This is a genomic window from Leisingera sp. M523 (assembly GCF_025141335.1).
In the GTDB taxonomy this organism is placed as follows: Bacteria; Pseudomonadota; Alphaproteobacteria; order Rhodobacterales; family Rhodobacteraceae; genus Leisingera.
This window is the reverse complement of the sequence record NZ_CP081036.1, coordinates 795548-810634: the sequence shown is the minus strand read 5'-3', so window position 1 is coordinate 810634 and position 15087 is coordinate 795548. Positions and strand designations below refer to the sequence as shown.

Below are 15087 nucleotides of genomic sequence, written 5' to 3'. Positions count from 1 at the left end.
CTGTCTCCCTCCTCAACTCACAGCCGCGCGGCAAAGCGCCAGAAACGCATTGCCCCAGCCCTGCAACAGCGCAAACAGCATCAGCCAGAACGCCAGCAGCGCGTGCCAATAGAGCGCGCAAAGCCGCACACCCGGCAGCAGCGTCTTGACGTCCCCTGATCCGGTTCCGGTCCCGGCATGGCGCAGGCAAACCACCGCCAGCGCAATGATACCGCCCAGCATGTGCAGCCCATGCAAGCCGGTGATCAGATAGAAGAAACTCGCCGCCGGAGTGCCATCCAGCCGGTAGCCGCCATCGGTCAAGGTGATCCACACCTGCATCTGGCCGGCCAGAAAGGCGAGTGTGGCGATGCTTGCTGCAATCAGGCTGCCGCGCAGCCAGCGCTGCGTGCCTGCCCGTGCGGACATCACCACAAATTGCAGACACAGGCTGGCCAGCAGCAGCAAAACCGTGTTCAGCCAGACCCGACCCGGCAGCGGCACCAGCTCCCACGGGGTTTCTTCGATCTGCATGACAAAGGCGCTGCCCAGCATTGCAAACAGCCCGCCGATCACCGTTACAAAGACCGCTATGAAGATGAAACCCGGTGCGCGGCCCGGACCGTGACCCGCCAAGGGCGCAATCCCGGTTTCCAGCCAGGGCTTGGCGGCCAGATGCTGCTGCGACAGCCACAGCCCCGCAGCCAGCGCCACCAGCGCCAGAAAGGCGAGGATGACAGTCACAGCCGCCGCCCCTGCCCGTCCGGCACCCAAGGGTCAGTCTGCGCGACGTAATCCTCAGCCGCGCCGGGCACGCTGTAATCATAGGCCCAGCGGTAGACATTGGGCAGCTCGTCCCAATTGCCGTGCCGGGGCGGGATTTCAGGTGTTTGCCACTCCAGCGAGGTCGCCCGCCAGGGATTGCCGCCTGATCGGCGCCCGTGGCGCAGGCTCCAGAGGATATTGAACAGGAACAGCAGCTGCGCCGCGCCGACTATCAGCGCCGCCGATGAAATGAAGGCATTCAGCCCTTCCACCGGCGCGGTGAGGAACTCCGGCTCGCCAAGCTCAAAATAGCGGCGCGGCACGCCGACAAGTCCGACATAATGCATCGGGAAGAAGATCGCATAAGCGCCAATGAAGGTGACCCAGAAATGGATCTGCCCCATGGCGTTGTTCAGCAGCCGGCCGGTCATCAGCGGATACCAGTGATAGATCGCGCCAAAGATCACCATGATCGGCGCCACCCCCATCACCATGTGGAAATGGGCGACCACAAACATCGTGTCCGACAGCGGCACATCAACCACCACATTGCCCAGGAACAGCCCCGTCAGCCCGCCGTTCACGAAGGTGACGATAAAGCCCAGCGCAAACAGCATCGGGATGGTCAGGTGGATATCGCCCTTCCACAAGGTCAGCACCCAGTTGTAGACCTTGATCGCGGTGGGAATGGCGATGATCAGCGTGGTGGTGGCAAAGAAAAAGCCGAACCATGGGTGCATGCCGGAGACATACATATGGTGTGCCCAGACAATAAAGCTGAGCGCGCCGATGATCACGATCGCCCAAACCATCATCCGGTACCCGAACACGGTCTTGCGCGCATGCACGGCAATCAGATCGGAGACGATGCCGAAGGCGGGCAGTGCCACGATGTAGACTTCGGGGTGGCCGAAAAACCAGAACAGATGCTGAAACGCAATCGGGCTGCCGCCGCCATAGCTGAGCTTTTCACCCAGTTCCACCAGCGTCGGCATGAAGAAAGAAGTGCCCAGCAGCCGGTCGAACAGCATCATCACGCAGGCCACAAACAGCGCTGGAAACGCCAGCAGCGCCATCACCGTGGCGGTGAAGATCCCCCAGACCGTCAGCGGCAGCCGCATCATTGTCATGCCGCGGGTGCGGGCCTGCAGCACGGTGACGGCATAGTTCAGCCCGCCCATGGTGAAGCCGATGATGAACAGGATCAGCGACAGCAGCATCAGGATGATCCCGCCCTGCGCGCCGCCCGGGGTGCCGGACAGCACCGCCTGCGGCGGGTACAGCGTCCAGCCTGCGCCAGTGGGGCCGCCAGGAACAAAGAAGCTGGCCACCAGCACCAGAACCGCCAGCAGGTAGATCCAGAAGCTGAGCATATTGACGAAGGGAAACACCATATCGCGCGCACCGACCATCAGCGGGATCAGGTAATTGCCGAAGCCCCCCAGGAAGATCGCAGTCAGCAGATAGACCACCATGATCATCCCGTGCATGGTGACAAACTGGTAATAGGCCTCGGCCGTGATGAAGTCGAAAGTGCCGGGAAAGCCCAGCTGCAGCCGCATTAGCCACGACAGCACCAGCGCCACCATGCCAATTGCAATGGCGGTGCCGGAGTATTGGATGGCGATGTATTTGGCATCCTGCGAGAAGACGTATTTGCCGATCCAGCTGTGCGCATGCGGCGGCATCACATCGGCCACTTCGCGCGGCGGCAGATTGCTGTCCGGTTCAGGCAAGTAGTCGGTCATTGCAGAACTCCATCCAATTCAGATGTATCGCCCGGCCTTCCTCACATGGGGGCGCATTGCGCCCGCCCCCTCAGCGCCGTGCGAGCCTGGTTCCGGCTCCGGTTTCAGAGCCCCCATTGGCATATTCTTCAAAAGTCAGCTGCTCCTGCAGCCACTCCTGGTATTCCTCCGCCTCCACTACGCTCACATAGCCGCGCATGAAGGGATGGGCGGTGCCGCAGTACTCGGCGCATAACACTTCAAAGGTGCCGGTGCGGGTGGGGATGAGCCAGATATAGGTGACCATGCCAGGCACCATGTCCATCTTGGCGCGGAATTCAGGCACGTAGAAATTGTGCAGCACATCGATCGAGCGCAGCAGCAGCTTCACCGGCTTATCCACCGGCAGATACACCTCACCGCCCTCGACTATAAGGTCATCCTTGCCAAAGCGGTCATGCGGATTGACACCCAAAGGGTTTTCCCCGTTCACCCATTCCGCATCGGCGGTGCCCAGCACCCCGTCAGCGCCGGGCAGCCGGTAGGCCCAGCTCCACTGCTGGCCGAAGACCTCAAGTTCAGTGGCGTCTTCAGGCACGGTGACGAACTGCTTCCACACAAACAGCCCCGGCACCAGCATCGCCGCCACTCCCACAGCGGTCACCCCGGTCAGCCACAGCTCCAGCCGTTTGTTTTCCGGGTCGAATTCCGCCTTGTGCCCGGGCCGGTGGCGGAATTTCCAGACGCAATAAGCCGTGAACAAGACCACCGCGGCAAACACCGCGCCGGTGATCCAGAAAGTTATAACCAGCGTATCGTCGATATAGTCCCAATTCGACGCGATCGGCGTCCACCACCACGGGCTTAACAGATGGAACGCAACAGACCCCGCCACGATCAGCACAAGCACGACCGCAATCAGCATCCCGCCCCCTTTCCCCGCTGCCCGGACATTTCCGACCGTCCGGCACACAGGTTCATTTGGCATGAGATGCCACTATATGACGGTTTCACAAATTAATCCAGAATCCGGAAGTTTTACGCCTTTTGCGGCAGGTAATTTCCAATTCCCCGCATTTCCCGGCAAAGACAAACAGGCGCCCCTACTCCGCAAAGACGCAGATCCAAGACCTATTCCGGCAAGTATTTTTCCGACCAGGCCTCACCCGCAGCACCGCTGGCAATCATCGCCTCAGCCTGTTCCGGCGGGTAACCCAACCGCTCCAGGATGGTTCCGGTGTGCGCACCGTATTTCGGCGCGGGCCCCGGGATGGTGATCCGGCCTGCTTGCGGGCGCACCGCATTCGGCGCCACCAGATCGCACCAGCGGCCCATCGGGTGCCGGTCGTGGCGGATCACCCGGAACGTTGCTTGTTTCAGGTCGATATTGCCGGCGCTTTCCAGCTGCAGCGCCGCATCGCGGGTTTCGTGCAGCGACGACAGCGGCACCGCCGTGGAAGAAGTTCCGGCAAAAGCCGCACGCCAATGGGCAAGCGGCTGGGTGCTGAACCGCAGGGACAGGGCGCGGTGCAACTGATCCTCCGGCAGCGCGGCCAGGTCTGCCAGCTCTGCCACCCGCGCCAGCGCGGCGCCGCGCTCACTCGGCGCCGCAAAGAAGAACCAGCCGTCCGCGGCCTGATAGCAATGGTAGAACGGCCCCCAGCCCAGGGCCTCGCGGCCTGAGGGTTCGTCAAACGGTGCCCTGCCCGCGTGGGTGTACATGAACTGCGCCTGGATCAGATTGCCCGCCGCCGCCAGCGAGGCCCGCGCCACCCCGCCTTTGCCGGTTTCCTTAAGCCGCAGCAGAGCGCCTCCCAGAGCCACACAGGCGCAAAAACCGGTCAGCACGTCGATGGTGCCGAAATGGGCGTGCTCCTCGGGCGTGTCCAGGCCGCCGCCAAAGCGCAGCATCACGCCGGTTGCCGCCTGCGCCAGGTCGTCATAGCCCAGGTGATCCGACTTCGGCCCGCGCATAGGCCCGCCAAAGGCATCCAGCTGCACCAGGATCAGGCGCGGGTTGATTGCGGCCAGCCGCGCCGGAGACAGTCCCAGCTTGTCCCGCTGCTCGTCCGTGCCATTCATGGTGATCACATCAGCGCCAGCAATCAGCTTGGCCAATGCGTCCTGCCCCGCGTCCGTGCGCAGGTTCAGCAGGATGCTCTCCTTGCCGCGCTGCGCGTGGATGCCAAAGACAACGGTGTTCCAGGGATCCACCGACGGATCCACCGGCTGCACCAGCTTCACCTCGGCGCCGAACCGCGCCAGGGTTGATCCGATGGTCGGCCCGGCGATCACATTGGTAAGGTCGACGACCCTCAACCCGTCGAGCCATCCTTTGCCTTCATGACCGCCGCCAGTGCTGCGCTCCGGCTCCGCCAGAAGCCCCGTCAGATCGGCTTTGACGGCGCTCACCTTATGTGCTGCGCCAGCGTCGCCTGCCAGCCAGGCCACATTGCCCATCTGCCGCATCGCGCCGTGCTTGGCATCCGCTACCTGCAGCACCAGGCCCGAGGCCAGCGCATGCGGGTCGTCCAGCCATTCCTTGGTGAAACGCTGCGCGGTGGCGGGGGCCTTGGCGGCGCCGAACAAATCCTCCCACTCATACGATGGTTTGGTCAGGAAGGCGGCCTTCATCGCCGAGGACACCCGCGCCCGGTCGGACGGCCCTACCGGATAATTGCGCATTGACCATTCCGCGGGCCAGTCCTTGGTGTCCAGATAGGCGGAGAAATCCGGCAACCCGTCCGCCAGATCCTTCAGCCCAAGGGTCTCCAGCACCCGCCGCGGGTGGGTGGCGACCGAGCCGGCCACCACATAGAAACCGCGCCCATCAGCGCAGGTGTAGGTGCGGTAGAACGGGTCGAGGAACTCCGACAGCTCCTCGAACTTCAGGTTCATCGGCAGGCCTTCGGCTTCGCGCCGGTCCAGCTCCACCTCGCGCGGGGATTTATAGCGCTCGGGGTAGTCCTCGATCTGCTCGCAGTTATAGACCAGCCCCTCCAGCAGGGCGGCGGCCAGCGGCACCTCGATATGGTCGCCGCCGTTCTGTGCCCGCGCGTTCAGCGCAAACAGCACCGACATGGCGCCAAAGCTGGCCCCATAAGCCGAAGCCAGCGCCAGCGGCGAAAAAGACGGGTTGATGCCCATCAGGCGGCGGTTCAGCCCCATGTCGGTGAATTGGCCGGTATAGGCGGCAATCACCGCCTCCCAGGCGGGCAGGTCCGCGAGATCAGCGTCAGTGGAGGCAAAGCCCGGCATCGACAGATAGACCAGCTGATCGTTGGCCGCGCGCAAGGCCTCCGGCCCCAGGCCCAGCCGGCCCATCACCCCGGGGCGGAAGTTTTCGATCACCGCATCGGCACGTTTGGCCAGCCCAATTGCGGCAGCGCGGCCTTCATCGGATTTCAGGTCCAGTTCCAGCACCTGCTTGCCCCGCGACAGCATGTCAAACGCAGCACCGTCAAAGCCGGTGCCGCCGGGCGGGGTGATGCGGATCACCTCAGCCCCCATATCGGCCAGCATCATGCCGGTCAGGGGGCCGGCCAGGTAGTGGCCGAAGTCAAGAATGCGAATGTGGGAAAGGGGGCGCTGCGGCATGAAGAGGTCTCGCCTGTTGTCGGTTCAAAGTTCAATCCGCAACAGATTATCTTCAGGTCCCGCAATATCCACTGGCCAAAAAAGCATGCTCTCCCTAACAATTTCCTATGGAACGCTCAATACGCCCCACCGCCGGTTCGCTGAACGCCCTCTTGGTGCTGGAAGTGGCGGTGCGCCATGCCAGCCTGTCCCGCGCCGCGGCTGAGCTGGGCCTCAGCCAGCCTGCGGTCTCGCGCCATATCTCCACTTTGGAGGAGCGCCTGCGGCAGCCGCTGTTCGAGCGCAACAACAACCGGATCACCCCGACTGCCAATGCCGCCCGGCTGGCCGATGCGGTGGCGCTGGGGCTGGGTCATGTGGATCAGGCCTGGAGCGAGGTTCTGGCTGCTCCGGACACGGATGAGGTGACACTCGCCTGCACCTTCGGCTTTGCCGATCAATGGCTAATGCCTCGTTTCTCTGCCTTGCGTGCTTATCTGGGCGGCGGCCGGGTGCGGGTAGTGACCACGGACCAGCTGGGCGACATTGACCTTAGCCGCCTGGATGCAGCAGTTGTCTGGGATCCGTCGCGGATGCCGGACCGGCCGTATTTTCCGCTAATCCCAGCAGAAACCTTTCCGATTTGCAGCCCCGGTTTTCTGGAAACCTACCCAGAGGCAGAGAACAGCATTGCACAACTCGCGCCGGATCTGTTTTTGCATTTTGACACCGGAACCTCTGGCTTTCTGACCTGGGATGGCTGGTTTTCCCATGCAGGGCTGCAGGCGCCGCACTTCGGCACCGCCGCGGAATTCGACGCCTATCCGTTCCTGCTGCAGTCGGTACGGCGCGGTGAAGGCATTGGGCTGGGCTGGGCGGGGATTGCCGATCAGGCCCTAGCAGCCGGCGAGGTGCTGCGGCTGGGGCCTGCGGTGTCGGACAGGCCGCACAGCTACTTTCTGCAGTACCGCGAAAGCGGCGGCAGCGCGCTGGAGCGGATGCTGAAGTGGTTCAAACGGGAAGCCGCAGCCAGCCGGGATCCGGCTAGCCCCAAATAAAAAGGGCCGGAGGGATCTCTCCCGCCGGCCCTGTTGCCGCCTGAATAGGCGGCTGATCTGTTTACCGGGCCGCTCTGGTATAAGCAGCCCGGAGGTGTTGCTTATTCAGCAGGTGCACTTTCCCCAGCCTTTTCGCGCAGACCGTCACGGTACAGCGCCTTGGCCAGCGACACGCACATCAGGCCCATCACCATGGTGAAAGGCAGCGCGCCGATGATCATCGCGCTTTTCAGCGCCTCCATCGGATCGGCTCCGCCGTTCTGCTTGCCTGCGAACAGCAGGGTGCCGATCACAGCGGTCAGGATCAGGCCCCAAACGATCTTGTGCTTGTTGCCGATGTTCTGATCACCGCCGGACATGATGGTGTTCATCACCAGGATGCCGGAGTCCGCCGAGGTAACCAGGAAGGTCATGATCAGCACAACACACATGATGGTGATGCCCGACAGCAGGCCGCCGTCGATCATGCTTTGCAAGGTCACAAACAGCTTGGCCGTGTTCGACGCGCCGATGATGGCGCCTTCTGCCGCACCGCTGAGTTCCAGGTCGATCGCGGTGCCGCCCAGAATAGCCATCCAGGCAAAGCAGACCATCGCCGGTGCAAACACGCAGCCGATGATGAATTCACGCACCGAACGGCCGCGGGAAATGCGTGCCAGGAACAGGCCGACGAAGGGCGAGAACGCAATCCACCAGGCCCAGTAGAACGTGGTCCAGGCTGACTGCCAGCCGAATTGGCGCTGCGGTTCACCCGCGGCATAGGCCGCCGACAGAACGTCGTCGGACAGGGCAGCCGCTTCGCCTTCCAGACCCGATTTGAAGCCGTCGAAGGAGCCCCAGGCATTGGTCGCACCGCCGCGCAGCGCATCCGCATACGGGGCAGCCTCTGCAGGCAGTGCCGCCGCAAAATCAGCCGCAGGCTGCGGGGTGTAGGGACCGAAGCTCAGCGAAGCGAAATGCAGGATGTAGTCCACAAAGGCCGTCGCATAGGTCGTCATTGCAAACATGAAGGAGCCGAAGACCACGAAGGTCAGCAGCAGGATGAACGACAAAACCAGGTTCAGGTTGGACAGGTACTTCACGCCGCGGCCCACGCCGGACACAGCCGAGATGATCGACAGGCCCATGATGGCAAAGAGACCTGACAGCAGGCCAACAGTGCCGGGTGCCGGCGCGTCGCCGCTCATGTCCATCATCCATTCCATGCCGGTGATGGCATAGACGCCGTCAACAAACTGGCTGACACCGAAACCGATGGTCACAGACACACCCAGGATGGTTGCAACCACGCCCAGCACGTCAACCACATGGCCCGCAATGCCGTTCATCAGCTTGCCGAACAGCGGAGTCAGTGCGGTGCGGATGGTCAGCGGCATATCACGGGTGTAGGCGTAATAGGCCAGCGACAGACCCGTCACCACATAGATCGCCCAGGCATGGAAGCCGTAATGCAGGAACGTGTAGCGGAAGCCGGACTGAATGGCTTCTTCGGTGTTCGGAACCACGTTCTGCGCCAGCACTTCCGGGTTGGAACCCCAAAGGCCAAGCGGCTCAGCGGTGGCAAAAACCATCAGGCCGACGCCCAGACCGGCACCGAACATCATCGAGAACCAGGAAAAATCCGAGAACTCCTTTTGCTCGCCCGGCGTCCCCATGATCCGCTTACCGGTTTGCGGCAATGCGGCGACCACAAACAGGAAAAAGGCGAAGAAGCCGACAATGACGATGTAGAAGGCGTTGAAGTCTTCCAGAATGCGCCCGTTCAGGCTGCCCAGAACGCCGGTGGCGTTGGCCGGCCAGACCAGCGCCCAGAGAACCAAAGCGACCATGATCCCCTTGCTGAGCAAGGCGATCTCAAGACTGTGCCCCTTATAGAAGCCACCGTCGGAGGTGTTAATCTCCAGATCGGTGAAAGGTTGTTTAATTGACATGCGTTTCCTCCCGTTTCGCACGTGCCGCACCGAAGTGCGGATTTTCCGGCGGTTCGCGCAACCGCCGGAGTCTGGCGTCAGCCCATCAGGGCTTTGATCCTGTTCAGCGTTGCTACGCTGACTGCGACGCCATCTGTCCGGGCCTTGATCCGCTTGCCGCGGCGCCCGTCGCCCGGCAGATGTGCGCCAGTCTGCGCACGTACTGCTTCTACGATTCCGACCATTCCGGATCGAAAACTGTCATTTGAGGTGGCAACCGGGTCGATTGCGATGAACATTTGGCCGGTTTTAGGCGGCCCGCCTGCAGTGCCGGAAAACGGCGAGGCGTTGATACCAAGGGTCGCACCGGTCAGGGCTGCGGCCATGATCTCGGTCAGCAGCGCAACACTGACGCCTTTGTAACCGCCCGACGGCGCCATTGACCCCTTAAGGCCCGCATCCGGGTCGGAGGTCGGATTGCCGTCGGCGTCCAGCGCCCAGCCCAGCGGGATCTCCTTGCCTTCGCGGGCGTGTTTCATCACTTCGCTTTTGGCGATGGTGCTGGCGCTTTGGTCGATCAGCAGTTCCGGCTCACCGTCTTCACCCGGCACCGCGACTGAGAACGGATTGGTGCCGACAACAGGTTTCTTACCGCCCGAAGGCGCGATGGAGGCGGGCGCATTGGTAAAGCCCAGCCCCACCAGTCCGGCGCGGGCCAGACGGGCGGTGTGATAGCCCAGCACGCCGCAGTTATAGCTGTTGCGGATCGCCAGAACCGCGACCCCCTGCTCGCGGGCAGCCGGGATCAGCGCCTCGAACCCCATGTCAATCGCGGAATGGGCAAAGCCGGTGGCAGCATCCACCGCCACCACGCCGGGACGCGGACGCGCCAGAGCCGGAACCGCCTGCCCGTCCACCTTGCCGCATTGAACATGCTCGGCATAGATCGGGATATAGGCCAAGCCATGGCTGGCGACGCCATCCGCTTCGGTTGCTGCGGTGGCAACAGCCAGCGGGCGGGCGTTGGCCTCGGATGTGCCCGCCGCCACCAGGGCGCGGAAGGACAGATCCTCGATCTCGGCAAGGGTCAGGGTTTTGGTTTCGGTCATAGCGACGCCTCTTCAGTCGTTGTCAGACAGCCCGGCACCGGCGCCGCGCAATCGCGAAGCTTCGGTGGCGGGCGCATAAGTGCGGTGGGCAAGAACGCCAAGGCGGTCCCAGGCCTCGGCCGGAGCGCTGCCGCGCAAAACCGGCTCCCGGCGGTCGGTCATTTCAGCCGGAGTGGTGAAAGCGACCTTGTCGGCAAGCATCGCTGTGTAGGCGTCGGGAGCGCCCCGCGCGCACAGCTGGCGGCCATCTGTTGCAAGGTAGACACCCGCCCATTCAACAGCGACCGGAGTTTCCAGCCGCAACGCAGCCCCTGCAGCAAAGGGAACCAGCAGCAACGGCACGCAAACACGCTCCATTTCGATCCGGCCCGCATCCATCAGCTGTACCGCGCAGTCGCTTAGGGCGGCGCCGGCAATCAGCGGGCTCATCCGCCCCGACGGGGCGCTCCACACGCCTGTCAGTGCCAAGGGCGCCAGATCCGCGGGCGGCAAACGGTCGTTCATCTCCAGCAGCGCAGCCAGCAGCTCCGCCCCCGGAAAGCCAAAGGAAGAGAGCCAGCGCGTGCCTTTTGCAGCCTCCTCGGCCAATCCCCAGGGAAGGCCGGCGCCACGTGCAGCGCGTTTGCACATTGCTTCGATTTCATTCAGGGAATGGTTCATGCCAGTGCGCCCTCTTCCAGTCTGGGGTAGACCCAGAATTCAGCGTTCTCCTGCGAAAGCTCCTGCGGGTAGGGTGCGTTGCCATACATGCAGATCCGCACCCAGCGGTCAGAGCGGGGATCAAACTGCGTGGCGCCAAAGAAGGCGAGTTTGCAACGCAGCATGTCAATCGGCAGAACGTCGTGCGAGATCGTGTTGTCACGGATCTCGGCATAAGGTGCGCGGCCCGCGATCTGCGCCCGGCGCACCGTATGACGGTATTCAGGATGGCGCAGCAGGAACTCGGCGACGCGGATCTCCCCCTGCCAATGCGCCAGCGCATTGAACAGCGCCGCAGCATCCCGGCCAGGCGCCAGCGGCTGCTCGTATTCCTCCACCGGCTCCTCAAACCGTTCGCCCAGGCGCGGTTCCAGCTTTTCTTCGGACACATACCAGGCGCGGGCCCGGTTTTCCCGTTTCTGCCAGTCTGTACCGATCGCCCATTCATAAATCCGCGTCAGAAGCCCGCGCAGTTCGTCAATGGTCATCGCACCGGCAATCCGGAACGTCGGCGTATTGTCTGCCGCCATGCCGTCGCTCAACTCGTCAATCAGGCTGCCATAGGGTTCCAGCATCATTGAGGCCAGCCATTCCTGGCCTTCCAGAGACAGTGTTTCTTCGGCCCAGCGGTGCATCTGATCCCAGGGCTGGGGACCGCTTAGCACCTGCGGAGTGCTCAGATAGGCGTCGATCTGTTCCAGGTCGTTCCGCAGCCCGGCCAGTTTGCGCACCTGGATCTCATGCTCGGACTGCCACAGGTCAACATTCTTTTTGCTGCGCTGCAAAAGCCGCAGGAACAGAGCGATTTCGTCCTCCGATGCGCTGTCCAGACTGCGGACGGTACGGATTGCATCCTCGCGGGCGGCGATCCAGTTGTTGAACAGAACCGGATGGTTCAGCAGGAACGGCGCCATGCCCAGACCGGTTGAATTGCCGATCCCCAGCGACCGGGCCAGTTCCGGGGCCAGCTGTGCTGCTGTTCGGCCTGCCGCCTTGGCGCGCAGGTCTGCCATATGCTGCACCAGATCGCGCACAAACCAGCGGGTCAGGAAAACCGATAGCATCTCGGCCTGAAAAGGAACCTGGAATTCGGGGCGTTTTGCGATCATCTCGCGGTCCGCAGCACCCAGTTTTCCCGATCCGTAAACGGCTGTGGTCCGCATCAGATAGCCGACGGCATCAAGCTGGGCAGCATCCGGCTGGCGGCCTTCGGACAGGGCGGAAACCACATGTTCCCACAGGCGCACGGACCGGTTTGCGCGCGATACCGAAATCTCGCGCTCGCTGACCCGGCCGGCTTCCTGATAGGGGACATTTTTCGAAAGACGTTCGATGTCTTCGTCCGTCGGGACACCATCGAACAGGGCAAAGGTGGCATCCCACGCAGTTGCAATCACACGATCCGACCGCATTTCAGGCGGCAGATCATGTGCAAAGGCTATTAGAGAATAGGTCCGCGCAGGGCCGGTTGCGGAAAAGACCGCAACGCCGACCCCGTTTTCATCAATATCAAACTTGGGGCGCGAAAAGCTCCAGTTTTCGCGGGCCATGCGCCGTGTCAGAATCCGCATGAAGCTGAGACGGCACTGGTGCAAAGAACCGAGACGGCTAAGGCGCATGACCTGCGCCGGGTCCCGTAATGATATTGATGTCTGCGCGGTTGTTTCCATTTAGGTTATCCTTTGGGGCCAAAGTTTTCGGCAAAGAACCGGTGCCAGTTCCCGCCCATGATGCCGCTGACCTCATCATCGTTCATGCCCGTCGCGCGAAGGCCCTCTTCGATGTTTCCAAAGTCGCGGTTGTCCTTGAACCAGCTTGGCATTTCCGGGAATCCCGGAGCGGCGGCTGATCCTTCGCCGTAGTCGATTTCTTTGCTCCAGCGGCCGACGCGCATCCACTCAACCACGCTGTCGGGCTGATCCTGGCACAGGTCGGTGCCGATGCCGAGGTGTGCCACCCCGTATTTGTCGGCGGTGCGGGCAATCATTTCGCAGAAGCTTTGCAGGGTGCAGGCGCCCTTGTCCTTCAGGTGATGCGGATAGACCGAAAAGCCCAGCATGCCGCCGTGGCCTGTGACCGCGCGGATGACGTCATCCTTTTTGTTGCGCAGGGCCGGCGACCACTCATACGGGTTGGCATGGGTGATGGCGATCGGGCGGGTGGAAATCTCCGCCGCCTCGATGGTGGAACGGTCGGCGGAATGGCTCATGTCCACGACCAGTCCGACGCGGTTCATCTCCTTGATGACCTGTTTGCCCATCCGGGTGATGCCGGGATCCTCGGCCTCGTAACAGCCGGTCGCCAGCAGCGACTGGTTGTTATAGGTGAGCTGCATGAACCGCGCGCCCAGGGTGTGCAGGATCTCGACCAGGCCGATGTCGTCTTCCATCGGCGAGGGATTCTGGAAGCCGAAGAATACCGCGGTGCGGCCGGTTTCGCGGGCCTTGTCGATGTCAGAGGCCCACTGCCCCTTCATGATCAGGTCCGGATACTGCTCGAACCAGCGGTTCCACTTCTCAAAGTTCAGAACCGTTTCGCGGAAGTTCTCGTGATAGGCAATGGTGACTTGGATCGCGTCCACGCCGCCCTCGCGCAGCTGGCGGAATATCTTCTCCGACCAGTTGGCATATTGCAGGCAATCGATACGGTATCCAGTCATTCAAGCACCTCGAATTTCAAAAACCATCGCCCGGCCCCTTGCGGCGGGCAGTATGCGCCCGCCCCACGTGAGGCAGAACGGGCGCGTCCATAAACTGGCAGGCCGGCTGCACGGCGCTGCCAGAGTCGTTTAATCAGACCGGATTGCCGGCGCTGATGTAGGCGGTCTTGACGGTGGTATAGAACTCCGCCGCTGCCTTGCCCTGCTCGCGCGGGCCATAAGAGCTGTCGCCGCGGCCGCCGAACGGCACGTGGTAGTCGGTGCCTGCGGTCGGCAGGTTGACGGTGACAACACCGGTGCGGGCGTTGCGGCGGAAATGGGTGGCGCGGGCCAGCGACTGGGTAACAATGCCCGAGGTCAGGCCGAAGTTAGTGTCGTTCACCACGCTCAGCGCTTCGTCATAGCTGCCAACCTTGATCACGCTGGTCAGCGGCGCGAACATTTCCTCGCGGTTGATGCGCATCTGGTTGTTGGTGTTCAGGAAAACGCCGGGGGACATGTAATAGCCCTCGTGCGGCATCTCCAGCCGCTGGCCGCCGCAGGCGAGTTCGGCGCCTTCGGTTTTGCCCAGATCGACATAGGCCAGGTTCTCGTTCAGCTGCTGCTCGCTGACAACGGGGCCAATTTGCGTGCCTTCTTCCAGGGCGTGGCCAACCTTGTAGGCGCTGGCGCCCGCGACCAGTTTTTCGACAAATTCATCGTGAACCGAAGCATGCACAACCAGACGCGACGACGCGGTGCACTTCTGACCGGTGCTGCCAAAGGCACCGCCAAGCGCGAGGGTCACAGCCAGATCGATATCTGCGTCATCCATAACCGCCAGCGCGTTTTTGGACCCCATCTCCATCTGCACTTTGGTCAGGTTCTGGATGGCTGCGGAGGCGATGCCTTTGCCAACCGGAACCGAACCGGTAAAGGAAATGGCGTTGACCTTGGGGCTTTCCACCAAGCGCTGACCGATCGAGCGGCCCGAGCCCATGACCAGCGAGAACAGACCCTTGGGGATGTCCTGACGGTTGATGATTTCTGTCAGTGCAACAGCCGATGCCGGTGTGATGTTGGCAGGTTTCCAAACTACGGCGTTGCCATAGCACAGCGCCGGCGCAATTTTCCACGACGCGGTTGCGGTCGGGAAATTCCAGGGGCTGATGATGGCAACGGTGCCAACCGCTTCGCGGCGCACGTCGATTTCAACGCCGGGACGTACAGAATCGGCATTTTCGCCCAGCTGACGCAGGCATTCAGCGGCGTAATAGGTGAAGAACTGACCGGCACGGTAGACTTCGCCCTTGCCTTCAGCAAACGGCTTGCCTTCTTCGCGGGACAGCAGGGTGCCCAGCTCCTCGGCGCGGGACATCAGCTCGTTGCCGATGTTCATCAGCACCGCCTGCTTGCGCTCCATGCCATAGGCTTCCCACTCGGCTTGCGCAACTTGCGCCTGGTCCAGCGTTGCCTCCAGCTGATCGGCGCTTGCCTGGGCAAACATGCCGACCAGATCGCTCAGATCCGAAGGGTTGCGGTTTTCGATTTCGCTTTCGCCAGCCAGCCATTCGCCGGCAATCAGGTTCAATTTGGTCACGGAGAAGCCCCAGATGCTGAATTTCA

11 protein-coding genes are annotated in these 15087 nt (G+C 62.4%); 1 reads left to right on the top strand and 10 read right to left on the bottom strand.

From position 1 onward, the window contains the following. Window positions 1–12 precede the first annotated feature (12 nt). The 4 genes from K3557_RS03820 to K3557_RS03805 form a co-directional block, all read right to left on the bottom strand. Window positions 13–723 carry a cytochrome c oxidase subunit 3 gene (locus K3557_RS03820; protein ID WP_259990781.1) on the bottom strand — a complete coding sequence of 237 codons (711 nt, stop codon included), beginning with the start codon at window positions 721–723 and terminating at the stop codon, window positions 13–15. Continuing rightward, window positions 720–2492 carry a cbb3-type cytochrome c oxidase subunit I gene (locus K3557_RS03815; protein ID WP_259997768.1) on the bottom strand — a complete coding sequence of 591 codons (1773 nt, stop codon included), beginning with the start codon at window positions 2490–2492 and terminating at the stop codon, window positions 720–722. The genes K3557_RS03820 and K3557_RS03815 overlap by 4 nt, the downstream gene beginning before the upstream one ends. Window positions 2493–2562: 70 nt before the next feature. Next, a complete protein-coding gene (locus tag K3557_RS03810) occupies window positions 2563–3396 on the bottom strand; it encodes a cytochrome c oxidase subunit II (RefSeq protein ID WP_259990777.1) in 834 nt (277 codons plus the stop codon). A 206-nt stretch (window positions 3397–3602) separates the two neighbouring features. Further along, window positions 3603–6068, bottom strand: a complete 2466-nt coding sequence (locus K3557_RS03805; RefSeq protein WP_259997767.1) for a CoA transferase — start codon at window positions 6066–6068, stop codon at window positions 3603–3605. Between the two features lie 107 nt (window positions 6069–6175). Between K3557_RS03805 and K3557_RS20450 the strand changes: the two genes are divergently transcribed. Next, on the top strand, window positions 6176–7105 hold the full coding sequence (locus K3557_RS20450) for a LysR family transcriptional regulator (protein ID WP_311198488.1): 930 nt from the start codon (window positions 6176–6178) through the stop codon (window positions 7103–7105). Window positions 7106–7206: 101 nt separating this feature from the next. Here K3557_RS20450 and K3557_RS03790 read toward each other — a convergent pair whose 3' ends face one another. The 6 genes from K3557_RS03790 to K3557_RS03765 form a co-directional block, all read right to left on the bottom strand. Continuing rightward, window positions 7207–9036 (bottom strand): BCCT family transporter, encoded by a 1830-nt coding sequence (locus K3557_RS03790; RefSeq protein ID WP_259990774.1) that lies wholly within the window; start codon window positions 9034–9036, stop codon window positions 7207–7209. Between the two features lie 77 nt (window positions 9037–9113). Continuing rightward, the gene (locus tag K3557_RS03785; RefSeq protein ID WP_259997765.1) at window positions 9114–10124 is read right to left on the bottom strand and encodes an Ldh family oxidoreductase; all 1011 of its coding nucleotides are present in this window, start codon (window positions 10122–10124) and stop codon (window positions 9114–9116) included. Between the two features lie 12 nt (window positions 10125–10136). After that, a complete protein-coding gene (locus K3557_RS03780; RefSeq protein ID WP_259997764.1) occupies window positions 10137–10784 on the bottom strand; it encodes a DUF3726 domain-containing protein in 648 nt (215 codons plus the stop codon). Next, a complete protein-coding gene (locus K3557_RS03775) occupies window positions 10781–12493 on the bottom strand; it encodes a hypothetical protein (RefSeq protein ID WP_259990768.1) in 1713 nt (570 codons plus the stop codon). Before K3557_RS03775 ends, K3557_RS03780 begins: the two co-directional genes overlap by 4 nt. Before the next feature lie 5 nt (window positions 12494–12498). Next, window positions 12499–13482, bottom strand: a complete 984-nt coding sequence (locus K3557_RS03770) for a dipeptidase (protein WP_259997762.1) — start codon at window positions 13480–13482, stop codon at window positions 12499–12501. A gap of 133 nt (window positions 13483–13615) precedes the next feature. After that, window positions 13616–15061, bottom strand: coding sequence for an aldehyde dehydrogenase family protein (locus tag K3557_RS03765; RefSeq protein ID WP_259990764.1), 1446 nt, complete (start codon window positions 15059–15061; stop codon window positions 13616–13618). Window positions 15062–15087 lie beyond the last annotated feature (26 nt).

Coding starts and splice junctions, on each gene's coding strand:
- K3557_RS03815 (WP_259997768.1), bottom strand. CDS start 2,492: ATGACCGACTACTTGCCTGAACCGGACAGCAATCTGCCGCCGCGCGAA.
- K3557_RS03810 (WP_259990777.1), bottom strand. CDS start 3,396: ATGCTGATTGCGGTCGTGCTTGTGCTGATCGTGGCGGGGTCTGTTGCG.
- K3557_RS03805 (WP_259997767.1), bottom strand. CDS start 6,068: ATGCCGCAGCGCCCCCTTTCCCACATTCGCATTCTTGACTTCGGCCAC.
- K3557_RS20450 (WP_311198488.1), top strand. CDS start 6,176: ATGGAACGCTCAATACGCCCCACCGCCGGTTCGCTGAACGCCCTCTTG.
- K3557_RS03790 (WP_259990774.1), bottom strand. CDS start 9,036: ATGTCAATTAAACAACCTTTCACCGATCTGGAGATTAACACCTCCGAC.
- K3557_RS03785 (WP_259997765.1), bottom strand. CDS start 10,124: ATGACCGAAACCAAAACCCTGACCCTTGCCGAGATCGAGGATCTGTCC.
- K3557_RS03780 (WP_259997764.1), bottom strand. CDS start 10,784: ATGAACCATTCCCTGAATGAAATCGAAGCAATGTGCAAACGCGCTGCA.
- K3557_RS03775 (WP_259990768.1), bottom strand. CDS start 12,493: ATGGAAACAACCGCGCAGACATCAATATCATTACGGGACCCGGCGCAG.
- K3557_RS03770 (WP_259997762.1), bottom strand. CDS start 13,482: ATGACTGGATACCGTATCGATTGCCTGCAATATGCCAACTGGTCGGAG.